We start from the raw sequence: 23,614 nt of genomic DNA on the forward strand, positions 1-23,614 counted from the left end.
CGGGGGCGGATCGGCGCCCGAGCGGGGCGGTGGGTCAGCGCCCGATCGGCGCGGTGCTGGCTCCGGTGAGCGTGACCAGGTCGGCGGGGGCCAGCTCGACCTCCAGACCGCGGCGGCCGGCCGAGACGTAGACCGTGGGGTGGGCGAGCGCGCTGTCGTCCACCACGGTGCGCAGCGGCCGGCGCTGCCCGAGCGGGGAGATGCCGCCGCGGACGTAGCCGCTGCTGCGCTCGGCGGCGGCCGGGTCGGCCATCGCGGCCCGCTTGCCGCCGACGGCTGCGGCGAGCGCCTTCAGATCCAGCTGTCCGGCCACCGGGACGACGCCCACGGTGAGGACGCCGTCCACGTCGGCGACCAGCGTCTTGTACACCCGCTCGGCGGCGACCCCGAGCGCCTCGGCGGCCTCACCGCCGTACGAGGCGGCCCCCGGGTCGTGCTCGTAGGCGTGCACGGTGAACGCGACGGCGGCGTTCTCCAGGGCGACCGTGGCCGGTGTGCCCTGGCCGCCCTTCTTCGGCTTCCTGGCCATCTGCGGGACCTCCGGGGCGGGAGTCGGTCGGGGCTGTCGGCGGGGGCTGCCGGTGGGCTGTCAGTTGGGGCTGAACGACTGGCGGGTCAGGTCGACCGCCGGGAGCGAGGGCAGCCAGCTCAGCACGGACGTCTCGCGGCGCAGCAGCTCCAGCTCGGTGCGCAGCCGCTGCGCGGTGTCCGGGCAGGCGAGCAGCTCCTGCTTGACCGGCGTGCCGACCACCGAGGCGGCGGCCACCAGGTAGGAGAGCACCTGCGGATCGTCCGGCAGCTGCTGGTGGCCGACGGTGCTGGCCTCGCGGGCCCCGGCCAGCCGCTTCTGGTACGTCCGGAAGGCCCGCTCCACGCCGGCGGCCAGCGCCCCGGCACCCTCGCCGGGCTGCTCCTCGATCGGCTCGACCTCGCCGACCAGGTAGGGGCCGCCGGTGTCGACCGAGCGCAGCCGGAACCGGGTGGTGCCGGTGACCAGCAGTTCGTACCGGCCGTCGGGCTGTTCCTGGGTGGAGGCGATGTCGGCCACGCAGCCGATGTGGTACATCGCTTCGAGCGGGTCGCCGGTGACGGTGCCGAGGCCGTCGAGCGGACCGGCCGGGCCGTCGTCCGCCCGGACCGGCGCGACCTCGCGGCCGTCCCGGATGGCGAGGACGCCGAACCGGCGGGGCTGGTCCTCGGGCATCGCGAGCAGGTCGGCGACGAGACGGCGGTAGCGCTCCTCGAAGACGTTCAGGGGCAGCACCAGGCCCGGGTAGAGCACGGTGTTCAGGGGGAAGAGCGGCAGCCGTTCTGTCACGGCGCACAGCGTAGTTCCCCCGGGCCCCGGTCCGCCCGAGGGTTAACGTCCCGAGGAGCGGACCTAACCGCGCTGGAGCATCCGGGTGGCGCCGGCGGCGACGGTGGTGGCCAGCACCCAGCCGACGATCACCAGGCCGGAGACGACCCACTGGTCGGCGCCGCCCGGGTTCCAGCCCTGCTGGCCGAGGTCCACGACCGGGAGCAGCTGGCCCAGCGCGTACAGCACCGGGTCCCAGTGCGGCCTCTCGTCGGCCTTGAGGGGCTGCAGCTCGTGGGTGGCGAAGTAGAGGCTGCCGAGCGCCCAGGCGAGCAGCAGCCAGAGCGCGGCCCGGCCGGGGCGGAAGCCGTAGCCGACGGTGACGTCCTGCATCAGGCCCCAGATCCGGGCCGGCAGCGGCAGGGTCTGCCGGCGCCGGCGCTGCTTGGCGTAGAGCACCTCGCGGGCGTCGTCGTCGGCGCCGTCCCGGCGCAGCGCGGCGGCCAGCTGCTCGTAGGACTCGGGCTGGAACTCCACCGAGGAGCCCTCCAGCCAGACGATCCGCTGCTGGACGGTGAACGGGGCGATCGGGCGCAGGCACTCGTAGGTGAAGCCGGTCAGCCCGAGCCGCCCGCCCCGCGGCCAGGCGTCGGGGTCGTCGACCAGGTTGCCGATCCGGGCCCGGGAGAGCGAGACGGTGCCGGTGGGCGGGACCTTGCAGCTGAAGCGGAGCTCGGGCGTCTGGATGCGGCGCAGGGAGAGCTCGTCGTCCCCCTCCAGGTGGAACTCGCCGGAGATCAGGCAGGCGCCCTCGAACCGGCTGTCCGAGAGCCGGACCCTGCCGTGGGCGCGGAACGGCGTGCTCGGCGCGTCCGGCGCCGGGCTCTCGCCGTAGCCGGAGCCGTAGTAGGCCTGGGAGCCGACCCAGCCGAAGTCGGCGGAGCTGGTCAGGTAGAGCGTGTGGCCGACGGTCATCCGGACGGCGTTGAGGCAGGTGCGGTTGCCGGGGACGGCGTGCAGCTGGGCGCCGCGCAGCGACAGCCGGCCGCCGATCCGGCAGGTGCGCAGCGACAGCTCGCCGCGGACCTCGATCCGTTCGGCCTCGACGTCCTGGTTGACGCCGAGACCGTCGGCGGACACCGCCCGGCCGTACCGGTCGGCGCCGAGCACGCTCTGGTTGAGCAGCAGGTCGGTGCCGATCCGGGCGTCGGTGAGCCGCAGGCCCTCGGGTATCCGGCAGCGGGCCAGGTGGAGGTCGCCGGAGGTGACGAGGCGGGAGGCCTCCAGCCGCGGGACCAGGCAGCCGACGAAGCGCAGCGTGCCGGCCTCGGCCTCGGACATCAGGACCTTCTGCTCGAACCGGCAGTCGTGCAGCTCGACGTAGTGCCCGATGGTGCCGCCGGCCAGCCGCAGCGGGCCGGTGATCCGGGCCCCGGTCAGCTTGAGCGAGGCGACCCGCCCGGGGACGGCGGTCGGGCCGTCCAGCAGCAGCCGGGAGAGCACCTCGGCGCGGACGGTCCGCTCGGGGCCCCATTCGGCCTCTCCGAAGGGGTCGTCCCGATCCGCGTCGCCGGCCCGCAGGTCGTGGATCCGGCCGTGCCGGAACGCCTCCCAGAGCCCCTGCTCCACCTGGGTCCAGCCGTCCGGTGCCCGTTCCGCCATCGTTCCCCCGTCCCCCCGGTCGTCTCGCCCTTCGTATCACGGACTGAAATGCGGGACCGTCGGTTCCGGCCACTCCTTACACTGGTTGGCGTGATCTCTCGAATCGATCTGCGCGGCTCGCTCGACGACCCGCGCGACCTGCTGCCCCGTGCCGACTTCGACGTCGCGGCCGCCCTGGAGAAGGTGCGGCCGATCGCCGAGGACGTGCACCATCGCGGGGTCACGGCGCTGATCGAGATCACCGAGCGGTTCGACGGCGTGCGGCTGGAGTCCACCCGGGTGCCCGCCGAGCAGATCGCCGAGGCCCTGGAGGGGCTGGACCCGAAGGTGCGGGCCGCCCTGGAGGAGTCGATCCGCCGCGCCCGCACCGTCCACGCCGACCAACGCCGCACCGGGCACACCACCCAGGTGGTGCCCGGCGGCACGGTTTCGCAGCGCTGGGTGCCGGTCGACCGGGTCGGCCTCTACGTGCCGGGCGGCCTGGCCGTCTACCCGTCCTCCGTGGTGATGAACGTGGTGCCCGCGCAGGAGGCCGGCGTCACCGGCATCGCGGTCACCTCGCCGCCGCAGAAGGCCTTCGGCGGCCGGGTGCACCCGACCATCCTGGCGGCCTGCGCGCTGCTCGGCGTCACCGAGGTGTACGCGGTGGGCGGCGCCCAGGCGGTCGCCATGTTCGCCCTCGGCACCGAGGAGTGCGAGCCGGTGAACATGGTCACCGGTCCCGGCAACATCTACGTGGCCGCCGCCAAGCGCTACTTCTCCGGCCGGATCGGCATCGACTCCGAGGCCGGCCCGACCGAGATCATGGTGCTCGCCGACGACAGCGCGGACGCCACCGAGGTGGCCGCCGACCTGATCAGCCAGGCCGAGCACGGCCCGACCTCCGGCTCGGTGCTGGTCACCGACTCGCCGGCGCTCGCCGACGCGGTGGAGGCCGAGCTCAAGGAGCAGGTCGCCCGGACCAGGCACAGCGAGCGGGTGGCCGAGGCGCTCGGCGGCCCGCAGTCCGGCCTCATCCTGGTCGACGACCTGGAGCAGGGCCTGAAGGTGGCCAACGCGTACGCGGCCGAGCACCTGGAGATCCAGACCCGGGACGCCCACGCCGTCGCCGCCGGGGTGCGCAACGCCGGCGCGGTCTTCATCGGCCGGTACACCCCCGTGTCGCTCGGCGACTACGCGGCCGGCTCCAACCACGTGCTGCCCACCGGCGGCTGCGCCTGCCACTCCTCCGGGCTCTCCGTCCAGACCTTCCTGCGCGGCGTCCAGGTCGTCGAGTACGACCGCGAGGCCCTGGCCGGCATCGCCGCGCACGTCGTGAACCTGGCGGACGCCGAGGACCTCCCCGGGCACGGCGACGCGATCAAGGCCCGATTCGACTGGAGTGTCCCCGGCTCGTGACGAAGATCGACGACCTCCCGATCCGCGACGAACTGCGCGGACAGTCCCCGTACGGCGCACCCCAGCTCGACGTGCCCGTCCAGCTGAACACCAACGAGAACCCGTACCAGCTGCCCGAGGAGCTGGTGGCCCGGATCGCCGAGCGCGTCGCCGAGACCGCCCGCAACCTCAACCGCTATCCCGACCGGGACGCGGTCGAGCTGCGCGAGGCCCTGGCCGCGTACCTGACCCGCACCACCGGGCACCCGGTGGCCCGGGAGCAGGTCTGGGCCGCCAACGGCTCCAACGAGATCATCCAGCAGCTGCTGCAGACCTTCGGCGGCCCCGGCCGCACGGCGATCGGCTTCGAGCCCTCGTACTCGATGCACGCCCTGATCTCCCGGGGCACCGGCACCGGCTGGATCTCCGGCCCGCGCAGCGCGGACTTCACCATCGACGTGGCCGCCGCCGAGGCGGCGATCGCCGAGCACCGGCCGGACGTCGTCTTCGTCTGCTCGCCGAACAACCCGACCGGCACCGCGGTCGCCGCCGAGACGGTGCTGCGCCTGTACGACGCCGCGCAGGCCGCCCGGCCCAGCCTGGTGATCGTGGACGAGGCGTACGTCGAGTTCTCGCACCGCGACTCGCTGCTGCCGCTGCTGGCGGGCCGCCCCAACCTGGTGGTCACCCGCACCATGTCCAAGGCCTTCGGCGCGGCCGGCCTGCGGCTGGGCTACCTCGCCGCCGACCCGGCGGTGGTGGACGCGGTGCAGCTGGTCCGGCTGCCGTACCACCTGTCGGCCGTCACCCAGGCCACCGCACTGGCCTGTCTGGAGCACACCGACACCCTGCTCGGCTACGTCGGCCGGCTCAAGGCGGAGCGCGACCGGCTGGTCGACGCGCTGCGCGGGCTCGGCCTGGAGGTGACCGACTCGGACGCCAACTTCGTCCAGTTCGGCCGCTTCGACGACACCCACGCCGTCTGGCAGGCCATCCTCGACCGCGGCGTCCTGGTCCGGGACAACGGCGTTCCCGGGTGGCTGCGCGTCACCGCCGGCACCCCCGCCGAGAACGACGCCTTCCTGGACGCCGTCGCGACTGTGATCAAGGAGCTGTAACCCCGTATGACCCGCATCGGACGCATCGAGCGCACCACCAAGGAGACCTCGGTCCTGGTCGAGATCGACCTCGACGGCACCGGCAGGACCGACATCTCCACGGGCGTCGGGTTCTACGACCACATGCTCGACCAGCTCGGCCGCCACGGCCTCTTCGACCTCACCGTGAAGACCGACGGCGACCTGCACATCGACACCCACCACACGATCGAGGACACCGCCCTCGCGCTCGGCGCCGCCTTCAAGCAGGCGCTCGGAGACAAGGTCGGCATCTACCGCTTCGGCAACTGCACGGTGCCGCTGGACGAGTCCCTCGCCCAGGTCACCGTGGACCTCTCCGGCCGCCCCTACCTGGTGCACACCGAGCCGGAGAACATGGCGCCGATGATCGGCAGCTACGACACCACGATGACACGGCACATCCTGGAGTCCTTCGTGGCGCAGGCCCAGATAGCCCTGCACGTCCACGTGCCGTACGGGCGCAACGCGCACCACATCGTGGAGTGTCAGTTCAAGGCGCTGGCCCGGGCGCTGCGCTACGCCGCCGAGCGCGACCCGCGCGCGGCCGGCATCCTCCCGTCGACCAAGGGTGCGCTGTGAGCAAGTCCGCTGTTGTCCTCCTCTTCGCCGGCCTCTTCCTGGCCGGCGGGGTGATCTCGTTCTGGAAGCAGAAGCAGTCGAAGGGCGTCATCCTCGTCCTCGCGCTGGGCTCGGCGATGTGCCTGGTCTCCGGCCTGATGCGCCTGTAACCGTCGAGCGAACGAAAGACCGGGAAACCTGAACATGGGCAAGAACGTCGTCGTGCTCGACTACGGCTCGGGCAACCTCCGCTCGGCCCAGCGCGCCGTCGAGCGCACGGGCGCGAACGTCACCGTCACCTCCGACTACCGGGCGGCGATGGACGCGGACGGCCTGCTCGTCCCCGGCGTCGGCGCCTTCGAGGCCTGCATGCGCGGGCTCAAGGGCGTCCGGGGCGACTGGATCATCGACCGCCGGCTCTCCGGGGGCCGCCCCGTGCTGGGGATCTGCGTCGGCATGCAGATCCTCTTCGAGAAGGGCGTCGAGCACGGGGTGGAGACCCCGGGCTGCGACGAGTGGCCCGGAACGGTCGAACCGCTGGACGCGCCGGTCGTCCCGCACATGGGGTGGAACACCGTCGACGCCCCCGAGGGCAGCCGCATGTTCGCCGGCCTCGACGCCGACACCCGCTTCTACTTCGTGCACTCCTACGGGGTGCGGCAGTGGGACATGGAGGTCCACAGCGCGCGGATCGACCCCCCGCTGGTCACCTGGGCCACCCACGGGCAGCCGTTCGTCGCGGCCGTGGAGAACGGCCCGCTCTGGGCGACCCAGTTCCACCCCGAGAAGTCCGGCGACGCCGGCGCCGCCCTGCTGACCAACTGGGTCAACACCCTCTGACGATCTGAGAGCTGACACCATGAGCCGCCTCGAACTGCTCCCCGCCGTCGACGTCCGGGACGGCCAGGCCGTCCGCCTGGTCAAGGGCGCCTCCGGCACCGAGACCTCCTTCGGCGAGCCGCTCGCCGCCGCCCTCGCCTGGCAGAACGCCGGCGCCGAGTGGCTCCACCTGGTCGACCTGGACGCCGCCTTCGGCACCGGCAGCAACCGCGAGCTGCTCCGCGAGGTCACCGGCGCGCTGGACATCAAGGTCGAGCTCTCCGGCGGCATCCGCGACGACGCGTCGCTGGCCGCCGCCCTCGCCACCGGCTGCACCCGGGTCAACCTCGGCACCGCCGCCCTGGAGAGCCCCGAGTGGGTCGCCAAGGTCATCGCCGAGCACGGCGACAAGATCGCCGTCGGCCTGGACGTGGTCGGCACCACCCTGCGCGGCCGCGGCTGGACCCGCGACGGCGGCCAGCTCTTCGACGTGCTGGCCCGCCTCGACGCCGAGGGATGCGCCCGCTACGTCGTCACCGACGTCAACCGGGACGGCACCCTGACCGGCCCCAACCTCCGGCTGCTGCGCGACGTCTGCGCCGCCACCGCCAAGCCGGTGGTCGCCTCCGGCGGCGTCTCCTCGCTGGACGACCTGCGTGCCATCGCCACGCTGGTCGGCGAGGGAGTCGAGGGCGCCATCGTCGGCAAGGCACTCTACGAGCAGAAGTTCACGCTCGAAGAGGCCCTGGAGGCGGTTTCAGGATGACGGAACGTCAGGTCGTGCGCGGTCGGGTCGGCGGAGTCTCCCCCTGGGAGGAGGTGTTCGGCTCGGCGCAGGCGGTAGCCGCGGGCGACCACGTGTACGTGGCCGGCGCCCGGCCCTTCCAGGGCCGGGCCCTCGTCGGCGAGGGCGACCCGTACGAGCAGGCGATCGCCTCCTTCCGGGTCGGTCTGGACGCCCTGGCCGCGTACGGCCTGACGGCGGACGACGTGGTCCGCACCCGGATGTACCTGACCCACGCCCGTGACGTGGACGCGGTGGGCCGTGCCCACCGCGAACTCTTCGAGACCGTACGCCCGGTGGCCGCCATGGTGGTGGTCCAGGGCCTGATCGACCCCCGGATGCTGGTCGAGGTGGAACTCGCCGCCCACCGGCCCGGGCTGGCAAGCACTGTGGAAGGCGGACAGCCGTGACCCTCGCCGTACGAGTCATCCCCTGCCTGGACGTCGACGCCGGCCGGGTGGTCAAGGGCGTCAACTTCCAGAACCTGCGCGACGCGGGTGACCCGGTCGAGATGGCCAAGCTCTACGACGCCGAGGGCGCCGACGAGCTGACCTTCCTCGACATCACCGCCTCCTCGGGCGACCGCGAGACCACCTACGACGTGGTCCGCCGCACCGCCGAGCAGGTCTTCATCCCGCTGACCGTCGGCGGCGGCATCCGCACCCCCGACGACGTCGACAAGCTGCTGCGGGCCGGTGCCGACAAGGTCGGCGTCAACACCGCGGCGATCGCCCGTCCGGAGCTGATCCGGGAGATCGCCCAGCGGTTCGGCCGCCAGGTGCTGGTCCTGTCGGTGGACGCCCGGCGCTGCCCGGAGGGCACCGACACGCCGTCCGGCTTCGAGGTCACCACGCACGGCGGGCGCCGGGGCACCGGCCTGGACGCCGTCGAGTGGGCCGGCCGGGCGGCCGAGCTGGGCGCGGGCGAGATCCTGCTCAACTCGATGGATGCGGACGGCACCAAGGACGGCTACGACCTGGAGCTCATCCGGGCGGTCCGCAAGACCGTGTCCGTCCCGGTGATCGCCTCCGGCGGTGCCGGCCGGACGGCCGACTTCGCCCCGGCGGTGGACGCCGGCGCGGACGCGGTGCTGGCCGCCAGCGTCTTCCACTTCGGCGACCTGCGGATCCGCGAGGTCAAGAACGCGCTGCGCGAGGCCGGCCACCCGGTCCGCTGAGCTGCGTCCGGCAGAGCGCACCAGGGCCCGCCCACCGCACGGTGGGCGGGCCCTGCCGCCGTTCGGGGCTCCTGCGGGTTCAGGAGTCCTGCGGCTCGCCCTTGATCAGCGCGAACGGCGCGCCGAACGGGTCCGCCAGCCAGGCGATCCGGCCGACGTTCGGGACGTCCTCGGCGGCCATCAGCACCTGGCCGCCGGCCGCCTGCGCCCGGCCGACCAGCTCGTCCACCACCGCGGTGGCGAAGTACGGCGTCCAGGACGGCGGCTGCCCCTCGGCCATGATCGGGGCGATGCCGCCGAAGGTGGTGGCCTGTTGGTCGCCCTCGGCGGGGGAGACCACCAGGTAGGTCATCCCCGGTGCGGGGAACTTCTCCGCCCGCCACCCGAACACCTGCTGGTAGAAGGCGAAGCCGGCCTCCTGGTTCGAGGTGTGCAGCTCGGCCCAGACCAGCGCGTTGTCGGTGGACACCGCGTCCAGGCCGGTGGTGGTGCCGGCCTGCCAGATCGCGAACTGCGCGCCCTGCGGGTCGGTCAGCTGGGCCATCCGGCCGGCTTCCATGACGTCGAACGGGGCGACCCGCACGGCGCCGCCGGCCTTCTCCACGGCGGCGGCGGTGGCGTCCGCGTCGGGCGTGCGGAAGTAGGTCGTCCAGGCGGACCGTGCGCCCTCCTCGGTCAGCGGACCGACGGCGGCCACGGTCTTCCCGGCGGCCTGCAGGAAGCCGTAGCCGCCGGCCTCCGGGCCGAGGTCCTGGAAGGTCCAACCGAAGACCGCGCCGTAGAAGTTCGCGGCCGCGCCCGGGTCCGGGCTGCCGAGGTCGATCCAGCAGGGCGAGCCGGCGGGAAAGTCGGTGGTGAGCATGGGGTGGTGCTCCTTCGACGGAAACGACGGCCGGCCGACCCCGGACGGGTCGGCGAGGCGGCCCCTAGCGAGTCTGCACCCCGCCACCGACATCCGCAGCCGGACACGCGCCGGCCGGGCCGTCGCCTCCGCCCTAAGGCAGCGGCAGGACGTGCCGCAGCGCGGTGACCGCGTCCGGCGGACCGTCCACGGCCAGCTCGGTGCGCTCGCCGCGGCCGTAGACGAACAGCACCAGCTCGCCCGGCTCGCCGGTGATCCGCACCATCGGCGCCCCGGCCGGGCCGACCGTCAGGCTCCGCCCGTCCGGGCGGCCCAGCTCCAAACGGACCGGGGAGCGGCGGCCCGCCTCCATCCGGGCCAGCAGCGGGAGCCGGCGCCACAGCGCGTCGGCCCGTCCGGGCGGCACCGGCTGCGGCGTCCACTCCTCGCCGGCCCGGCGGACGTCCTCCGCGTGCACGAAGTACTCGACGGTGTTGGCGGCCTCGTCGGCGCCGGGCAGGGCGAACGGCGAGAGCATCGGCGGGCCGGAGCGGAACAGCCGCAGCAGTTCCTCGTACGGGCGCCCGGCGTACCCGGACTGCACCCGGTGCGTGTGGCCGGCGAGGGCGCCGACCCGGATCCCCGCCGCGGCGTCCGGCCGCCGCTCCCGGACGACGAGGTGGGCGGCGAGGTCCCGGGTGGACCACCCGGCACAGAGGGTGGGCGCGTCCGGCCCGGCGGCGGCCAGCAGTTCGGCCAACCGGTGGCGCTCGGCGAGGGCGTGGTTCGACATGGTGTCAGCGTAGGGCGTCCTCACCGCGTCAACTGAGGTGCCCGGTGAGTTTGGGGGTGCCCGGGCGGGTGCCGGAGGTGAGCGAGCAGGTGTAGTCCCGCCAGCCCTGCCGGTACTGCGCCATCGGCGGCCCGATCGGCAGGGGGTAGAACGTCCCGCCGCCCTGCCGGGCCTCGGCCGCGGCCAGCGGCTCCTTGCAGCCGTCCCGGACGGCCTTGTTCAGCTGGGTCTCGGTCAGTCCGTCCGGGAGCAGGAGGTCGGCGACGACCTCGCCGTCGTGTTCGCCCTCGCAGGGGCGTGCCTCCGGCTTGGTGACGGTCTTGGTCTGCTGCGGGTGGTCGAAGCACGTCCCGACCGGGAAGAAGGTGTACGGCACCACCCTGCTCGGCGTCGGAGTCGGCGTGAGGGTCGGGGTGGGCGTTGCGGACGGAGCGGCCGTGGTGGGGGAAGGCGGCGGCGGGAGCGGGGTCTGCTCCTGCTCCGGCCAGAGCAGCACCGTGGCCACCACCGCGAGCAGCGCGGCCAGTACCGCGGCGACGGCGAGGACCAGGCCCCGCGGCGGGCGCGCGGCGGGTTCGGGCTGCGCGGGGGTCGGCTGCTCGGAGGTCATGGCCACGAGGATGGCCCACCGCGGCTCCTCCCGGCAGGCGGTTGGCACAACTCGTACGAGCAGACCGGCACGGACCGGAGGGGCCGGCGCGGTCGGATAGGCTCGCCCCGGCACGACACGATCCCTGGAGTATGCGGATGCGCGTCGGAATCACCGGTCACCGGGGCCTGTCGGGGGGCATCACCGAGATGCTGGTCCGCGGGGACCTCTGGCGGCTCGTCACCACCTTCGGCCCGTACGAGCTGGTCGGTGTCACCTGCGCCGACGAGGGCCCGGAGAGCTGGTTCGCCCGGTCGGTGCTGGAGCACGGCGGCAAGGTGGAGGTCGTCGTCCCCGCCGGCGCGCCCGTCGTGGGCCGCGCCGACGACCGGCACCGCGGCACCCGGCTGCAGCTGATGAACGAGGCCAACGCCGTCCACCGGCTGGCCCCGGTCGAGCACGGGGGCCTCGGCGACGACACCGGCCGGGCCCTGGTCGGCATGATCGACGAGCTGATCGCGGTCTGGGACGGCGAGCCCGGCAGCGAGCCGGCCCGCGTCGCCGAACTGGCACAGCAGGCGGGGCTGTTCGTCCACCGCGTCTGGCCCGAAGGCTGCGAGCGGCCGGACTGAGCCGAGGGCCCTTCGCGCCGCCGCGCCCCTCCGGCCCGGGGCGGGGCGCCCGGTCGCCGGACGGCGCACGTGTGCGCGGGGCCGGGCTGACACAATGGGCGCATGTCCACCACCCCCGCCACGCCCGCCGTCCCCGGCTCCACCGCGCTGGCCCCCGAGATCGCCGCCCGGCTCAAGCGCACTCCGGACGGACTGCTCCCGGCCATCGCACAGCAGCACGACACCGGCGAGGTGCTGATGCTCGGCTGGATGGACGACGAGGCGCTGCACCGCACCCTCACCACCGGCCGCTGCACCTACTGGAGCCGCAGCCGCCGGGAGTACTGGGTCAAGGGCGACACCTCGGGCCACGCCCAGCGGGTCGTGTCGGTCGCGCTGGACTGCGACGGCGACACCCTGCTGGTCAAGGTGGACCAGACCGGGGCCGCCTGCCACACCGGCGACCGCACCTGCTTCGACGCCGACCTGCTCCCGCTCGGCTGATCCCGCCGGCCGCCGCGCCGCCCGCTCCACCGCCGAACGCCGCCAGAAGCCGACCACGACCAGAAGGTGCCGCCCGTCATGGACCTCGAAGCCTTCCGCAAGCTCGCCGCCGACACCCGGGTCATCCCGGTCACCCGCAGGCTCCTCGCGGACGGGCTCACCCCGATCGGCCTCTACCGCAGCCTCGCCGCCGAGCGCCCCGGCACCTTCCTGCTGGAGTCCGCGGAGCAGGGCCGCAGCTGGTCCCGGTACTCCTTCGTCGGCGTCCGCAGCGCCGCGGTGCTCACCGCCGACCCGGAGGGGAACGCCCGGTGGCTCGGCACCCCGCCGGTGGGCATCCCCACCACGGGCGACCCGCTCCAGGTGCTGCGGGCCGCGCTGGAGGCGCTGCACACCCCGCGCCACACCGACGACGGCCTGCCCCCGCTCACCGGCGGCCTGGTCGGCTACCTCGGCTACGACGTCGTCCGCCGGCTGGAGAGGCTGCCCGACCTCAACCCGGACGACCTCGGGCTCCCCGAGCTCACCATGCTGCTGGCCACCGACCTCGCCGTGCTGGACCACGCCGACGGCACGGTGCTGCTGATCGCCAACGCCGTCAACCACAACGACCTGGCGAGCGGCGTGGACGAGGCCTACGCGGACGCCGTGGCCCGGTTGGACGCCATGGAGACCGACCTGCTGAAGCCGGTCGACCCGGGCCTGGCCACCTTCACCCCCGCCGGCCCCGGCGAGGTGCGCTCGCCGTTCGGCGGGGCGCCCTACCGGGCGGCCGTGGAGGAGGTCAAGGAGCGGATCCGGGCCGGCGAGGCCTTCCAGGTGGTGCCCTCGCAGCGGTTCGAGGCGCCCTGCCCGGCCTCGGCGCTGGACGTCTACCGGGTGCTGCGCACCACCAACCCCAGCCCGTACATGTACCTGTTCCGCTTCCCCGGGGCGGACGGCGGCGCCGAGGGCGGCTTCGACGTGGTCGGCTCCAGCCCGGAGGCGCTGGTCAAGGTCACCGAGGGCGAGGCGATGCTGCACCCGATCGCCGGCACCCGGCACCGCGGCGCCACCCCGCACGAGGACGCCGAGCTGGCCGCCGAACTGCTCGCCGACCCGAAGGAGCGGGCCGAGCACCTGATGCTGGTCGACCTCGGCCGCAACGACCTCGGCCGGGTCTGCGCGCCGGGCAGCGTGGAGGTGGTCGACTTCATGCAGATCGAGCGGTACAGCCACGTCATGCACATCGTCTCGACCGTCACCGGCCGGGTGGCGCCCGGCAGGACCGCCTTCGACGTACTGACCGCCTGCTTCCCGGCCGGCACCCTCTCCGGCGCGCCGAAGCCGCGCGCGATGCGCATCATCGAGGAGCTGGAGCCCACCCGCCGGGGCCTGTACGGCGGCTGCGTCGGCTACCTGGACTTCGCCGGGGACTCCGACACCGCGATCGCCATCCGCACCGCCGTGCTGCGCGACGGCACCGCCTACGTCCAGGCGGGCGCGGGAGTGGTCGCCGACTCGGACCCGCACGGCGAGGACACCGAGTGCCGCAACAAGGCGGCGGCCGTCCTGCGGGCGGTGGCCACCGCGAATACGCTGCGCACGCCGGAGGTGTGAGCCGCGCCGGTGCGGTGCGGCGGCGAGGAGGCGGGCATGTCGGACCAGCAGGACGCCGGATCGGCCTGGGACGCCCTCGCGGATGTGCGCCTCCCGCGCGGGTACCGGGTGGAGATCACCGCGGGGAAGATCACCATGACCCCGCGCGGGGAGGGGCACTGGGAGGTCGCCCTCGGGGCGGCGACCCAGGTCGAGCGGCAGCTCGCGGGGCACGGCACCGTGCTGACCGGTGAGGTCGTGGACTTCCCGTCCCCGCGGTACGGGTACGCGCCCGACCTCGCGGTGATCGCGCCGGGGGCGCGGCGGGGCGCCCGCGGGCGGTACCGCTCGGACGACCTCCGGGCGGTGCTGGAGGTCGTCCCCCGGGCCCAGCAGGACGGTGACTTCGTCCGCAAACAGCGCTACCTCGCCGGGTGCGGCGTGCCGCTGTACGTGGTGGTGGACCCGGAGGAGGCGGCCTGCACCGTGCACAGTCACCCGGAGCCGCCCGGCGCCTACCGGGAGGCCGAGCGGGTGCCCTTCGGCAACGACGTGTTCCTGCCGCTGGCGGAACGCACCCTCGTGCTGTCGACCGACGGCTTCGCGCCCGACCCGGGGTAGGGACGGGGCGTGTGGTCGGGGATAGTGGACGGGTGAGCGCTCCTGAGCAGTCCCGTACCGAAGCCGCCCCCGCCGCCCCCGCGAAGGCCGGGCGACGCACGCTCGGCCTGATGCTGCTGCTGACCCTGCTGGGCGTGGTGCTGGTGCTGACGGCCGTCGGCCGGGTCTGGGCCGAGGGCCGGGTGGCCGGGGCGGCCGCCGGGACGCTGGAGGTCTCCGTCACCGGGAGCCGGATCTCCGAGCTGCCGGGCGGGCTGGCGCTGGTGGCACTCGCGGCGGCGGTCGCGGTCTTCGCGGTCCGCGGCGCCGGCCGGATCGCGGTCGGCACGCTGACGCTGCTGGCCGGCCTCGGAGCCGCCGCGGCGGCCGCGGCCGGGGCGGGCGACAGTGCCGCGCTGGACTCCGAGGCGGCCCGCAAGCTGGCCCTGTCGGGTACCACCGCCACCGACGTCGCCCACACCGCCTGGCCGTGGGCGGCGCTGGTCGGCGGGCTGCTGCTGGCGCTGGCCGGGCTGCTCACCGCACGGTACGGGCGGGGCTGGCCGGCCATGGGCAGCCGGTACGAGGCGCCGACCCGCAAGGCCCCGGCGAAGGCGGCCGAGTCCCCGGCCGACCTGTGGAAGGCCCTGGACCGCGGCGAGGACCCCACCGCGGTCTGATCCGGCCGGCGCCGGATCCGGTCCGCACCCGGACGGCCGTCGTCCGCCGCCCACCGCCGGTGACCGGGCCCGATGTGACCCGATAGACGAGCACCCGCCTTGGGGCGCCGGTGTGTGGCCCGGCACAATGGAACGCGTCAACCCGCCAGGGGCCCGCAGGCCCGGCCGGGCCCCGAGAGCCTAGGAGCACCATTCAGATGGCAGCAGCAGCACACGGTCACACCCCCGCCGCCTGGACCGGCGTGACCATCACCTTCATCGGTTTCGCGATCGCGGGCGTCGCCATGATCCTCCCGTCGGTGCTGCTGGTCTGCGCCGGCCTGGCGGTCGTCCTGCTCGGCGGCGTGGTCGGCAAGGCCATGGCGATGGCGGGCATGGGCAAGCAGCCGAGCCAGCACGTGATGACCGTCGAGGAGCACCAGGCCGCGCTCGCCGCCGCCTGATCCGAACGGGTCTTCGGGTACGAGGCACGACGGCGGGCGCCACGCCCGCCGTTTCGCTTTCCCGAGGGCCCGCTGGGCCCCGCCCGCTGTGTCACGGTGTCCGGCGCCGCGCCGGGCGGGCAGAATCAGGGGCGTGAACGCCGCCTCCACCGCCTCCGCCCGGCCACCGGTCCTGCGCCGGCTGGGCGTCCCGCTGGCCGCCCTCGCCGCGGTGGCCGTCCCCACCACCTTCATCGCCCTGGTGGACCCGAACGCCCCCGGCCACTACCCGACCTGTCCGTTCCTGGCCGCCACCGGCTGGTGGTGCCCCGGTTGCGGCGGACTGCGCTGCGTCCACGCGCTGGTCCACGGGGACCTCAGCGGTGCGCTGCACGACAACGCCCCCGCGGTGCTGCTGTTCGTGGTGCTGGCCGTGCTCTGGGTGCGCTGGGTCTGGGCCGCGGCGACCGGCGGACCGGCGCCCCGGCTCGTGCTCGGCGCCCGGCGCTGGGTGCTGGTCGCGCTCCTGCTGCTGGTCTTCACGGTGGTCCGGAATCTGCCGATCGGGGCCGGTCTGGCACCCCCGCTGGTCTGAATCCGCCGGTGGAGGGACGGTGAAGGCCAAGTTGGGAGGCGCCTTGCGGCCGTTCGGAGGAGGCGTCCGAACCGCGAGACGCGCGCCGGGCGGATGCGCCCCGCGCCCCTGGTGCCGATACCATCGAAGGGCCGGAGGCCGGACTGGCTGTCCGGCTTTCCGCTAGAACGACTAGCAGACCAACGATGGGGGCGCTCTCGTGTGCAAGCGGAGCCTGGGGATCCCCTCGGCCGGAGGCCGGGGGAGAACCGACCACAGGGGCGCGTCGCGTCCAGCGCCCGCCGAGCGGAGCGAGGTGGGTGCATGAGTGTCCTCGACACGATCATCGAGGGAGTCCGTGAGGACCTCGCCGAGCGGCAGGCCCGGGTCTCCCTGGACGAGCTCAAGGAGCTCGCCGCCAAGGCCCCGGACGCCAGGGACGGCGTCGCGGCCCTGAAGGGCGACGGGGTCCGGGTGATCTGCGAGGTCAAGCGTTCCAGCCCGTCCAAGGGCGCGCTGGCCGCGATCGCCGATCCGGCCGCCCTGGCGGTCGACTACGCGGCCGGCGGTGCCGCCGCGATCAGCGTCCTGACCGAGCAGCGCCGCTTCGGCGGGTCGCTGGCCGACCTGGACGCCGTCCGGGCCGCCGTGGACACCCCGCTGCTGCGCAAGGACTTCATCGTCACCGCGTACCAGCTCTGGGAGGCCCGCGCCCACGGCGCCGACCTCGCACTGCTGATCGTCGCGGCCCTCGACCAGCCGGCCCTGGTGTCGCTGATCGAGCGCGCCGAGTCGATCGGCCTCACCCCGCTGGTCGAGGTGCACGACGAGGAGGAGATCAAGCGCGCGGTGGACGCCGGCGCGAAGATCATCGGCGTCAACGCCCGCAACCTCAAGACCCTGGAGGTCGACCGGAACACCTTCGGCAACGTCGTCCACGCGATCCCGGACGGCATCGTCAAGGTCGCCGAGTCCGGCGTGCGCGGCCCGCTGGACGTGATCTCCTACGCCAACCTGGGGGCCGACGCGGTACTGGTCGGCGAGTCCCTGGTGACCGGCAGCGACCCGCGCGCCGCGGTGGCCGACCTGGTCGCGGCCGGCGTCCACCCCGCCATCCGCCACAAGGACTGATCCCGCCGCCGTGAAACTCGCCTCCCGTCTCGCCCCCGGCTGCCGCCCGCGCGGCTGCCGCGCGCCCGCACGCCGTGTGCTGGGCAGGCGGGTGCGCTACGTGATCGGCTGCGAGCCCGGGCAGGTGCCGGGCCGTCGATGGCGAAGGGCGTACGGCTGATCCAGCCGTTCCGACGTCCACTGTCGTCATCTTCGAGAAGGACCCATCATGTCCGAGAAGGACCACCTGTCCGGCGCCGACGTGCCGGACGCCCGCGGCTACTTCGGCGCCTACGGGGGCCGCTTCATCCCGGAGGCGCTGGTCGCCGCCGTGGAGCAGGTCGCCGAGGAGTACGAGAAGGCGAAAGCCGACCCGGCCTTCGCCGCCGAACTGGACGGGCTGCTGCGCGACTACACCGGCCGCCCCAGCCCGCTGACCGACGTGCACCGGTTCTCCGCCGAGGCGGGCGGCGCGCGCGTCCTGCTCAAGCGCGAGGACCTCAACCACACCGGCTCGCACAAGATCAACAACGTGCTGGGTCAGGCGCTGCTGACCCGGCGGATGGGCAAGACCCGGATCATCGCCGAGACCGGTGCCGGCCAGCACGGCGTGGCCACCGCCACCGCCTGCGCGCTGTTCGGCTTCGACTGCACCATCTACATGGGCGAGGTCGACACCCAGCGCCAGGCGCTGAACGTCGCCCGGATGCGGATGCTCGGCGCCGAGGTGGTGGCGGTCAAGTCCGGCAGCCGCACCCTCAAGGACGCCATCAACGAGGCGTTCCGCGACTGGGTCGCCAACGTGGACTCCACCCACTACCTGTTCGGCACCGTGGCCGGCCCGCACCCGTTCCCGATGATGGTGCGCGACTTCCACCGGGTGATCGGCGTCGAGGCCCGGCAGCAGGTGCTGGACCGCACCGGCCGGCTGCCCGACGCCGTCGTCGCCTGCGTCGGCGGCGGTTCCAACGCGATGGGCATCTTCCACGAGTTCATCCCGGACGCCGGAGTGCGCCTGATCGGCTGCGAGGCGGCCGGCGAGGGCGCCGAGACCCCCAGGCACGCCGCCACCCTCACCAAGGGCGACCCGGGCGTGCTGCACGGCTCGCGCACCTACGTCCTCCAGGACGAGGACGGCCAGACCATCGAGTCGCACTCCATCTCGGCCGGCCTCGACTACCCGGGCGTCGGCCCGGAGCACGCCTGGCTGAAGGACACCGGGCGGGCCGAGTACCGCCCGGTCACCGACGACGCCGCGATGCAGGCACTGCGGCTGCTGTCCCGCACCGAGGGCATCATCCCGGCCATCGAGAGCGCGCACGCGCTGGCCGGCGCCCTGGAGCTGGGCCGCGAGCTCGGCCCGGAGGCCACCATCCTGGTCTCGCTCTCCGGGCGCGGCGACAAGGACATGCACACCGCGGCCGAGTACTTCGGCCTGTACGACGAGCCGGCCGGCGACGCGGCCCGCGGGGGTAAGTGACCATGGCATCGAAGCTCAGTGACATCCTCGCCGCCGCCAGGGCGGAGGGCCGCGCCGCGCTGATCGGCTACCTGCCGGCCGGCTTCCCGAGCGTGGACGGCGGTGTGCGGGCGGTCAACGCCCTGATCGAGGGCGGCTGCGACGTCGTCGAGGTCGGCCTGCCGCACTCCGACCCGGTCCTGGACGGCCCGACCATCCAGACCGCCGACGACATCGCGCTGCGCGGCGGCGTCCGGATCAAGGACGTGCTGCGCACCGTCCAGGAGGTCGCCGCGGCCCACCCGGCCGCCGCCGTACTGGTGATGACCTACTGGAACCCGGTCGAGCGCTACGGCACCGCGCGCTTCGCCGCCGACCTGGCCGCGGCCGGCGGTGCGGGCTGCATCCTGCCGGACCTGCCGGTGGAGGAGTCCGAGGAGTGGCGCAAGGCCGCGGACGAGCACGGGCTGGACACCGTGTTCGTGGTCGCCCCGAGCAGCAAGGACGGGCGGCTCGCCGAGGTCACCGCGGCCGGCTCCGGCTTCGTCTACGCGGCGGCGGTGATGGGCGTGACCGGCTCCCGGGCCCAGGTCGGCGACCTCGCCGAGGACCTGGTCGCCCGTACCCGGGCCACCACCGACCTGCCGGTCTGCGTCGGCCTCGGCGTCTCGACGGCGGACCAGGCGGCCCAGGTGGCCGGCTTCGCCGACGGTGTGATCGTCGGCTCGGCCTTCGTCCAGCGGATCCTGGACGCCGACGGCGACGAGCAGGCCGCGCTCGCCGCGGTGCGGACACTGGCCGGCGAGCTGGCGGAGGGCGTCCGCCGCCGCTGACCGGACCCGCCCGACGGCCCGTCGCCCCCTCGCGGGGCGGCGGGCCGTCGGCGTTGCGGGGGCGTTCCGGGCCGAACGGAACCCGAACGAGTGAACAGCGGCGGGTAGACGCATCAGCGGCGGTTGACCGGCGTTGAGTGGAGGGACGAGTGCACGAACGACGCGTGCGAGGGCGGGAACGAGCGGAAGGGGTCGGCCGGTGGCGGGTCTCCAGCGAGCCGTGCTGCTGCGGGCGGCCGCGGCCGTCCTGGCCCTGAGCGCCGCCGTGGGGGCGGACGCCGCGGTCGGTCAGGCACTGGCCAGACGGGGTGCGGAGCGGGCCGAGCGGGACGCCTACGTCTGCGCCGAGGCGGCCCGGGAGGGTGCGGTGGCCCGGGCCGCGCGCGCGGGACACGACGGGCGGCGGGACCTCCTCGACCCGGGGTGGCAGGCGGGCTGCGACCCGAACGCCCGCTAGAACGGATTCGGACAGAACGTCATCAGACGTCACCCATCCGGCTTAATTCCTGAATATGGAGGAACCACCCTTCAGCCCTTACGGTTCATCAGGAAGTGAACGTGTTTCCCGAGGAGGGTTTCCCGATGGCGGCCGGCCGGCTGGCGCAGTGGAGCGGAACGGCGTGGGTCAGCACGGCCGTCCGGCTCGGCCTGGCGGTCGTGTGGGGGTGGGCCGGCCTGGCCAAGGTCGCCGACCCGGCCGAGGCCGCGCAGGCCGTCCGCGCGTACGAGATCCTGCCCGAGTCCCTGGTCAAGCCGGTCGGTTACGCCCTGCCGTTCCTGGAGCTGGCGCTCGCGCTGCTGCTGCTGATCGGCCTCGGCGTCCGGCTGGTCGCGATCGTCTCGGCGGTGCTGCTGCTCGCCTTCATCGCCGGGATCGCCTCCGCCTGGGCGCGCGGCATCTCGATCGACTGCGGCTGTTTCGGCGGCGGCGGGGCGGTGGACGCCTCGAAGACCGAGTACCTGCAGGAGATCCTGCGCGACACCGGGTTCCTGCTGCTCGCCGGGTGGCTGATCCGCCACCCCCGCACCAGGTTCTCGGTGGACGAATGGCTGGCGAGCTGACCGGCCGGCGCACCACCGCACACCACACCCGACCCCGACCCGGACCAGGCCCCGATTGTGAATGTCAACGCAATGAGCGAGAAGAACCGAGAAGGCAAGCGCACCGCCCGCGAGCGGATGCTGGCGGAACGGGCGGCCGATGAGGCCCGAGCCAAGCGCAAGAAGAAGCTGGTGGTCGGCGGGGTGGTGCTGGCCGTGATCGCCGCCGCCGTGGTCACCGGCGTCGTGGTGCAGAACGAGCGCTCCAAGCCCGAGACCCCCACCGCCGCGCCCGCCGGCACGATCGGCGACAAGAACCTGGTCATCCCGGTCGGCGCGGCCGACGCGCCCTCCGTGCTCACCGTCTACGAGGACCCGCGCTGTCCCGCCTGCGGCAGCTTCGAGCGCGAGTTCTCCCCGACGATCGACCAGCTGGAGGACGCGGGCAAGATCGGCACCCAGTACCACATCGTCTCGTTCATCGACCGGGCCGTGCCGGGCAAGGGCTCGAAGGCCGCCGCCAACGCACTGGCCTGTGCCCAGGACGCCGGGCACTTCCGCGACTACCACGACGTGCTCTACCGCAACCAGCCGGACGAGACCAACGACGCCTTCGGTGACAAGGCCGTCCTGATCAACCTCGCCAGGCAGGTCGACGGGCTGGTCACGCCCGCCTTCGAGGCCTGCGTCAACGAGAACAGGTACGGCGGCTGGGTCTCCGCGGTCCAGCAGGACTTCGACAAGTCCACCTTCAAGTCCACCCCGACGGTGCTGCTCAACGGGCAGCCGGTCTACCCGAAGAACGGCAGCCAGGAGATCACCCCGCAGAACCTGGTCGAGGCGGTGGACGCCGCGAACCAGGGCAAGTCGCTGGGCAGCACCGGATCGCACGGCCAGTCCCCGGCGCCGACCAGCACCGCCTCGGAGACCAACAACCCCTCGCCGAAGGCCGGCTGAGCCCGGGCCGCCGCACCGGCGGGCCGCCGCCCCCTCCCCGTCCGGAGGGGGCGGCGGCCTGCCGGCCACCCCGTTGTCCGGGATCTGTGAGCCGATCTGTGACCCGCGGGGTGTCCGGGCGGGGCCGCCGACCCTGTAGCGTCGGAGCTGCCATGGATATCGCCTACATTCCCAGCCCGTCTCGGGGCGTCCTGTACCTCGGACCGATCCCGCTGCGCGCCTACGCCTTCTGCATCATCCTCGGTGTCGTCGTGGCCGTCTGGCTCGGCAGCAAGCGCTGGGTCGCCCGGGGCGGTGGCAAGCACACGGTCGGCGACATCGCCGTGTGGGCCGTGCCGTTCGGCCTGGTCGGCGGCCGGCTCTACCACGTGATCACCGACCACCAGCTCTACTTCGCCGAGGGCAAGAACCCTTGGAACGCCTTCAAGATCTGGGAGGGCGGCCTCGGCATCTGGGGCGCGATCGCGTTCGGTGCGGTCGGCGCCTGGATCGGCTGCCGCCGCCACGGCGTGCCGCTGCCCGCCTACGCCGACGCGATCGCCCCGGGCATCGCGCTGGCCCAGGCGCTCGGCCGCTGGGGCAACTGGTTCAACCAGGAGCTGTACGGCCGGGAGACCACCCTGCCGTGGGGTCTGGAGATCAACAAGACGCTGCCGACCGGCGAGGTCGTCACCGGGATCTACCAGCCGACCTTCCTCTACGAGTCGCTCTGGTGCGTCGCAGTGGCGCTGCTGGTGATCTGGGCGGACCGCCGCTTCACCCTCGGTCACGGCCGGGCCTTCGCGCTGTACGTGGCCGCCTACACGGTCGGCCGGTTCTGGACCGAGTGGCTGCGGATCGACGAGGCGCACCACATCCTCGGCCTGCGGCTCAACGACTGGGTGGCGATCGCGGTCTTCGCCGCCGCCGTCGCCTACCTCGTGATCGTCGGCAGGAAGCGCCCCGGCCGGGAGGACCCGGCCACCATCGACCCCTCGGCGCACGGACCGGAGGGGACCGGAACGGCGCCCGCCGACGGCCCGGCCGACGAGGAGCCGGCGAAGCCGTCCGCCCCGGCGGCCGGGAGGTCCGCCTCCGAGCCCACCGACGCGGCGGCCGACCCCGCCGACAAGAACGCCAAGAACCTCACCTGACCAGGGACGATCGCGCCTTCCGGCCGCCCCCGCGATGCTCGCGGAGGGCGGCCGGAGCGCTGTTCGGACAGCCTTACTTTGCTAGAAATGCCCAGGTCAGACGGTCTACGTTCGACGCAGAAGAAATCGAACGGGAGGGAAAGACCGTGAGTGTGACCACCCTGGAACCCGAGGCCGGGCACCACCCCCGCATCCCCGCCGCGGGGCACCACCGCGACGTGAACGGCGGCTGGCTGCGGCCGGCCGTCTTCGGGGCGATGGACGGGCTGGTCTCCAACTTCGCACTGATGACCGGCGTGGTGGGAGGCGCGGTGTCCAGCGGCACCGTCGTGCTGACCGGGCTGGCCGGTCTGGCGGCCGGGGCCTGCTCGATGGCGGCGGGGGAGTACACGTCGGTCGCCTCGCAGCGCGAGCTGGTGCAGGCGGAGATCGAGGCCGAGCGGCTGGAGCTGAGCCGCAACCCGCACGGCGAGCTGGCCGAGCTGGCCCAGCTGTACATCGCCCGCGGCGTGGAACCGGAGCTCGCCCACGAGGTGGCCCGGCAGCTGTCCGCCGACCCGGCCCAGACGCTGGAGATCCACGCCCGGGAAGAGCTGGGGATCGACCCCAACGACCTGCCGTCGCCGTGGGTGGCGGCCGGCTCGTCGTTCGTCTGCTTCGCGGTGGGCGCGCTGCTGCCGCTGCTGCCGTACCTGCTGGGGGCGACCACGCTGGTGCCGGCCCTGCTGCTCGCGGTGGTCGGCCTGTTCGCCTGCGGCGCGGTGGTGGCCCGGGTGACGGCCCGTAGCTGGTGGTTCAGCGGGCTGCGGCAACTGGTGCTGGGCGGGACGGCGGCCGGGGTGACGTACCTGCTCGGCTGGCTGATCGGCGGGCACGTGGGCTGACCTGCGTGGCGGGCGGTGGGCTGACCGGGCCGGCGGCCCCCGGCCCCGGCTCGTGGGATGGTACAGAGGTCTGCATGACTATGCTGCGCAGCGCGTGACGTTCCGCACATGGAGTACCCGCGTCACCTGGCCTAGTCTCATCATCCGGGCCTGGGGGCCGCTGATTCGCATCCCGGGGACCGGCTCCGGGAG

30 protein-coding genes are annotated in these 23,614 nt (G+C 73.8%); 24 read left to right on the forward strand and 6 right to left on the reverse strand.

Annotated features, from left to right (window positions below):
• Nucleotides 1-34 precede the first annotated feature (34 nt).
• The 3 genes from ybaK to ACF9IK_RS26350 all read right to left on the reverse strand — a co-directional run bounded on the left by ybaK (nucleotide 35) and on the right by ACF9IK_RS26350 (nucleotide 2,959).
• The gene (ybaK, locus tag ACF9IK_RS26340; RefSeq protein WP_395296571.1) at nucleotides 35-529 is read right to left on the reverse strand and encodes a Cys-tRNA(Pro) deacylase; all 495 of its coding nucleotides are present in this window, start codon (nucleotides 527-529) and stop codon (nucleotides 35-37) included.
• Nucleotides 530-589: 60 nt separating this feature from the next.
• A complete protein-coding gene (locus ACF9IK_RS26345; protein ID WP_395296572.1) occupies nucleotides 590-1,318 on the reverse strand; it encodes an LON peptidase substrate-binding domain-containing protein in 729 nt (242 codons plus the stop codon).
• Between the two features lie 63 nt (nucleotides 1,319-1,381).
• Nucleotides 1,382-2,959, reverse strand: coding sequence for an oxidoreductase (locus ACF9IK_RS26350; protein WP_395296573.1), 1,578 nt, complete (start codon nucleotides 2,957-2,959; stop codon nucleotides 1,382-1,384).
• A 90-nt stretch (nucleotides 2,960-3,049) separates the two neighbouring features.
• On the opposite strand from ACF9IK_RS26350, the gene hisD reads away from it, so the two are divergent.
• Genes hisD through hisF form a run of 8 tightly spaced genes read left to right on the forward strand, consistent with a single transcriptional unit; the run spans nucleotide 3,050 to nucleotide 8,813 of the window.
• Nucleotides 3,050-4,357: a histidinol dehydrogenase gene (hisD, locus tag ACF9IK_RS26355; RefSeq protein ID WP_395296574.1), complete on the forward strand. Its 1,308-nt coding sequence runs from the start codon at nucleotides 3,050-3,052 to the stop codon at nucleotides 4,355-4,357.
• A complete protein-coding gene (locus ACF9IK_RS26360) occupies nucleotides 4,354-5,454 on the forward strand; it encodes a histidinol-phosphate transaminase (RefSeq protein WP_395296575.1) in 1,101 nt (366 codons plus the stop codon). Before hisD ends, ACF9IK_RS26360 begins: the two co-directional genes overlap by 4 nt.
• A gap of 6 nt (nucleotides 5,455-5,460) precedes the next feature.
• Nucleotides 5,461-6,054 (forward strand): imidazoleglycerol-phosphate dehydratase HisB, encoded by a 594-nt coding sequence (gene hisB / locus ACF9IK_RS26365; RefSeq protein WP_395296576.1) that lies wholly within the window; start codon nucleotides 5,461-5,463, stop codon nucleotides 6,052-6,054.
• Complete coding sequence (locus ACF9IK_RS26370) at nucleotides 6,051-6,203, forward strand: hypothetical protein (protein WP_313763301.1); 153 nt, start codon at nucleotides 6,051-6,053, stop codon at nucleotides 6,201-6,203. Before hisB ends, ACF9IK_RS26370 begins: the two co-directional genes overlap by 4 nt.
• 34 nt (nucleotides 6,204-6,237) lie before the next feature.
• Nucleotides 6,238-6,873, forward strand: a complete 636-nt coding sequence (gene hisH, locus ACF9IK_RS26375) for an imidazole glycerol phosphate synthase subunit HisH (protein WP_395296577.1) — start codon at nucleotides 6,238-6,240, stop codon at nucleotides 6,871-6,873.
• Between the two features lie 19 nt (nucleotides 6,874-6,892).
• A complete protein-coding gene (gene priA, locus ACF9IK_RS26380; RefSeq protein ID WP_395296578.1) occupies nucleotides 6,893-7,618 on the forward strand; it encodes a bifunctional 1-(5-phosphoribosyl)-5-((5-phosphoribosylamino)methylideneamino)imidazole-4-carboxamide isomerase/phosphoribosylanthranilate isomerase PriA in 726 nt (241 codons plus the stop codon).
• Nucleotides 7,615-8,046, forward strand: a complete 432-nt coding sequence (locus ACF9IK_RS26385) for a Rid family hydrolase (protein ID WP_395296579.1) — start codon at nucleotides 7,615-7,617, stop codon at nucleotides 8,044-8,046. The genes priA and ACF9IK_RS26385 overlap by 4 nt, the downstream gene beginning before the upstream one ends.
• Nucleotides 8,043-8,813, forward strand: a complete 771-nt coding sequence (gene hisF, locus ACF9IK_RS26390; RefSeq protein WP_395296580.1) for an imidazole glycerol phosphate synthase subunit HisF — start codon at nucleotides 8,043-8,045, stop codon at nucleotides 8,811-8,813. The genes ACF9IK_RS26385 and hisF overlap by 4 nt, the downstream gene beginning before the upstream one ends.
• Nucleotides 8,814-8,892: 79 nt before the next feature.
• On the opposite strand, the gene ACF9IK_RS26395 is transcribed toward hisF, so the two are convergent.
• The 3 genes from ACF9IK_RS26395 to ACF9IK_RS26405 all read right to left on the reverse strand — a co-directional run bounded on the left by ACF9IK_RS26395 (nucleotide 8,893) and on the right by ACF9IK_RS26405 (nucleotide 11,057).
• Nucleotides 8,893-9,675 (reverse strand): VOC family protein, encoded by a 783-nt coding sequence (locus tag ACF9IK_RS26395; RefSeq protein WP_395296581.1) that lies wholly within the window; start codon nucleotides 9,673-9,675, stop codon nucleotides 8,893-8,895.
• A 133-nt stretch (nucleotides 9,676-9,808) separates the two neighbouring features.
• Entirely contained in the window at nucleotides 9,809-10,447 is a 639-nt protein-coding gene (locus ACF9IK_RS26400; protein WP_395296582.1) for a TIGR03085 family metal-binding protein, read from the reverse strand.
• Nucleotides 10,448-10,475: 28 nt separating this feature from the next.
• The gene (locus ACF9IK_RS26405) at nucleotides 10,476-11,057 is read right to left on the reverse strand and encodes a hypothetical protein (protein ID WP_395296583.1); all 582 of its coding nucleotides are present in this window, start codon (nucleotides 11,055-11,057) and stop codon (nucleotides 10,476-10,478) included.
• 137 nt (nucleotides 11,058-11,194) lie between these two features.
• Here ACF9IK_RS26405 and ACF9IK_RS26410 point away from each other — a divergent pair, with 137 nt between their 5' ends.
• The 16 genes from ACF9IK_RS26410 to ACF9IK_RS26485 all read left to right on the forward strand — a co-directional run bounded on the left by ACF9IK_RS26410 (nucleotide 11,195) and on the right by ACF9IK_RS26485 (nucleotide 23,422).
• Nucleotides 11,195-11,668 (forward strand): hypothetical protein, encoded by a 474-nt coding sequence (locus ACF9IK_RS26410; RefSeq protein WP_395296584.1) that lies wholly within the window; start codon nucleotides 11,195-11,197, stop codon nucleotides 11,666-11,668.
• A gap of 102 nt (nucleotides 11,669-11,770) precedes the next feature.
• The gene (hisI, locus tag ACF9IK_RS26415; RefSeq protein WP_395296585.1) at nucleotides 11,771-12,151 is read left to right on the forward strand and encodes a phosphoribosyl-AMP cyclohydrolase; all 381 of its coding nucleotides are present in this window, start codon (nucleotides 11,771-11,773) and stop codon (nucleotides 12,149-12,151) included.
• Between the two features lie 78 nt (nucleotides 12,152-12,229).
• Complete coding sequence (locus ACF9IK_RS26420; protein WP_395296586.1) at nucleotides 12,230-13,750, forward strand: anthranilate synthase component I; 1,521 nt, start codon at nucleotides 12,230-12,232, stop codon at nucleotides 13,748-13,750.
• 36 nt (nucleotides 13,751-13,786) lie between these two features.
• Entirely contained in the window at nucleotides 13,787-14,350 is a 564-nt protein-coding gene (locus ACF9IK_RS26425) for a Uma2 family endonuclease (protein ID WP_395296587.1), read from the forward strand.
• 32 nt (nucleotides 14,351-14,382) lie between these two features.
• Entirely contained in the window at nucleotides 14,383-15,009 is a 627-nt protein-coding gene (locus tag ACF9IK_RS26430; RefSeq protein ID WP_395296588.1) for a TIGR02234 family membrane protein, read from the forward strand.
• Nucleotides 15,010-15,206: 197 nt separating this feature from the next.
• Nucleotides 15,207-15,452 carry an HGxxPAAW family protein gene (locus ACF9IK_RS26435; RefSeq protein ID WP_395296589.1) on the forward strand — a complete coding sequence of 82 codons (246 nt, stop codon included), beginning with the start codon at nucleotides 15,207-15,209 and terminating at the stop codon, nucleotides 15,450-15,452.
• Nucleotides 15,453-15,585: 133 nt separating this feature from the next.
• Nucleotides 15,586-16,026, forward strand: coding sequence for a DUF2752 domain-containing protein (locus ACF9IK_RS26440; RefSeq protein ID WP_395296590.1), 441 nt, complete (start codon nucleotides 15,586-15,588; stop codon nucleotides 16,024-16,026).
• A gap of 303 nt (nucleotides 16,027-16,329) precedes the next feature.
• Nucleotides 16,330-17,136, forward strand: coding sequence for an indole-3-glycerol phosphate synthase TrpC (gene trpC / locus ACF9IK_RS26445; protein ID WP_395296591.1), 807 nt, complete (start codon nucleotides 16,330-16,332; stop codon nucleotides 17,134-17,136).
• A 10-nt stretch (nucleotides 17,137-17,146) separates the two neighbouring features.
• Complete coding sequence (gene trpM, locus ACF9IK_RS26450) at nucleotides 17,147-17,296, forward strand: tryptophan biosynthesis modulator TrpM (RefSeq protein ID WP_395296592.1); 150 nt, start codon at nucleotides 17,147-17,149, stop codon at nucleotides 17,294-17,296.
• 48 nt (nucleotides 17,297-17,344) lie between these two features.
• Nucleotides 17,345-18,595, forward strand: coding sequence for a tryptophan synthase subunit beta (gene trpB / locus ACF9IK_RS26455; protein ID WP_395296593.1), 1,251 nt, complete (start codon nucleotides 17,345-17,347; stop codon nucleotides 18,593-18,595).
• A gap of 2 nt (nucleotides 18,596-18,597) precedes the next feature.
• Nucleotides 18,598-19,407: a tryptophan synthase subunit alpha gene (gene trpA, locus ACF9IK_RS26460; RefSeq protein ID WP_395296594.1), complete on the forward strand. Its 810-nt coding sequence runs from the start codon at nucleotides 18,598-18,600 to the stop codon at nucleotides 19,405-19,407.
• Between the two features lie 199 nt (nucleotides 19,408-19,606).
• Nucleotides 19,607-19,864: a hypothetical protein gene (locus ACF9IK_RS26465; protein ID WP_395296595.1), complete on the forward strand. Its 258-nt coding sequence runs from the start codon at nucleotides 19,607-19,609 to the stop codon at nucleotides 19,862-19,864.
• A 95-nt stretch (nucleotides 19,865-19,959) separates the two neighbouring features.
• Nucleotides 19,960-20,469 (forward strand): MauE/DoxX family redox-associated membrane protein, encoded by a 510-nt coding sequence (locus ACF9IK_RS26470; RefSeq protein ID WP_395296596.1) that lies wholly within the window; start codon nucleotides 19,960-19,962, stop codon nucleotides 20,467-20,469.
• Between the two features lie 72 nt (nucleotides 20,470-20,541).
• Nucleotides 20,542-21,405 carry a thioredoxin domain-containing protein gene (locus tag ACF9IK_RS26475; RefSeq protein WP_395296597.1) on the forward strand — a complete coding sequence of 288 codons (864 nt, stop codon included), beginning with the start codon at nucleotides 20,542-20,544 and terminating at the stop codon, nucleotides 21,403-21,405.
• Between the two features lie 152 nt (nucleotides 21,406-21,557).
• Complete coding sequence (gene lgt, locus ACF9IK_RS26480; RefSeq protein ID WP_395296598.1) at nucleotides 21,558-22,538, forward strand: prolipoprotein diacylglyceryl transferase; 981 nt, start codon at nucleotides 21,558-21,560, stop codon at nucleotides 22,536-22,538.
• 152 nt (nucleotides 22,539-22,690) lie between these two features.
• Nucleotides 22,691-23,422, forward strand: coding sequence for a VIT1/CCC1 transporter family protein (locus ACF9IK_RS26485; RefSeq protein WP_395298686.1), 732 nt, complete (start codon nucleotides 22,691-22,693; stop codon nucleotides 23,420-23,422).
• Nucleotides 23,423-23,614: the final 192 nt, after the last annotated feature.

Origin of the sequence: Kitasatospora hibisci, from assembly GCF_043950205.1 — a bacterium.
In the GTDB taxonomy this organism is placed as follows: Bacteria; Actinomycetota; Actinomycetes; order Streptomycetales; family Streptomycetaceae; genus Kitasatospora; species Kitasatospora hibisci.

Excerpts from the sequence above, each read along its gene's own strand:
- ACF9IK_RS26435 (WP_395296589.1), top strand. The coding sequence starts at position 15,207 with ATGGCAGCAGCAGCACACGGTCACACCCCCGCCGCCTGGACCGGCGTG.
- hisH (WP_395296577.1), top strand. The coding sequence starts at position 6,238 with ATGGGCAAGAACGTCGTCGTGCTCGACTACGGCTCGGGCAACCTCCGC.
- ACF9IK_RS26475 (WP_395296597.1), top strand. The coding sequence starts at position 20,542 with ATGAGCGAGAAGAACCGAGAAGGCAAGCGCACCGCCCGCGAGCGGATG.
- ACF9IK_RS26350 (WP_395296573.1), bottom strand. The coding sequence starts at position 2,959 with ATGGCGGAACGGGCACCGGACGGCTGGACCCAGGTGGAGCAGGGGCTC.
- ACF9IK_RS26420 (WP_395296586.1), top strand. The coding sequence starts at position 12,230 with ATGGACCTCGAAGCCTTCCGCAAGCTCGCCGCCGACACCCGGGTCATC.
- ACF9IK_RS26405 (WP_395296583.1), bottom strand. The coding sequence starts at position 11,057 with ATGACCTCCGAGCAGCCGACCCCCGCGCAGCCCGAACCCGCCGCGCGC.
- trpA (WP_395296594.1), top strand. The coding sequence starts at position 18,598 with ATGGCATCGAAGCTCAGTGACATCCTCGCCGCCGCCAGGGCGGAGGGC.
- hisB (WP_395296576.1), top strand. The coding sequence starts at position 5,461 with ATGACCCGCATCGGACGCATCGAGCGCACCACCAAGGAGACCTCGGTC.
- lgt (WP_395296598.1), top strand. The coding sequence starts at position 21,558 with ATGGATATCGCCTACATTCCCAGCCCGTCTCGGGGCGTCCTGTACCTC.
- ACF9IK_RS26410 (WP_395296584.1), top strand. The coding sequence starts at position 11,195 with ATGCGCGTCGGAATCACCGGTCACCGGGGCCTGTCGGGGGGCATCACC.
- ACF9IK_RS26395 (WP_395296581.1), bottom strand. The coding sequence starts at position 9,675 with ATGCTCACCACCGACTTTCCCGCCGGCTCGCCCTGCTGGATCGACCTC.
- priA (WP_395296578.1), top strand. The coding sequence starts at position 6,893 with ATGAGCCGCCTCGAACTGCTCCCCGCCGTCGACGTCCGGGACGGCCAG.
- hisI (WP_395296585.1), top strand. The coding sequence starts at position 11,771 with ATGTCCACCACCCCCGCCACGCCCGCCGTCCCCGGCTCCACCGCGCTG.
- ybaK (WP_395296571.1), bottom strand. The coding sequence starts at position 529 with ATGGCCAGGAAGCCGAAGAAGGGCGGCCAGGGCACACCGGCCACGGTC.
- ACF9IK_RS26425 (WP_395296587.1), top strand. The coding sequence starts at position 13,787 with ATGTCGGACCAGCAGGACGCCGGATCGGCCTGGGACGCCCTCGCGGAT.
- trpB (WP_395296593.1), top strand. The coding sequence starts at position 17,345 with ATGTCCGAGAAGGACCACCTGTCCGGCGCCGACGTGCCGGACGCCCGC.
- ACF9IK_RS26385 (WP_395296579.1), top strand. The coding sequence starts at position 7,615 with ATGACGGAACGTCAGGTCGTGCGCGGTCGGGTCGGCGGAGTCTCCCCC.
- ACF9IK_RS26400 (WP_395296582.1), bottom strand. The coding sequence starts at position 10,447 with ATGTCGAACCACGCCCTCGCCGAGCGCCACCGGTTGGCCGAACTGCTG.
- trpC (WP_395296591.1), top strand. The coding sequence starts at position 16,330 with ATGAGTGTCCTCGACACGATCATCGAGGGAGTCCGTGAGGACCTCGCC.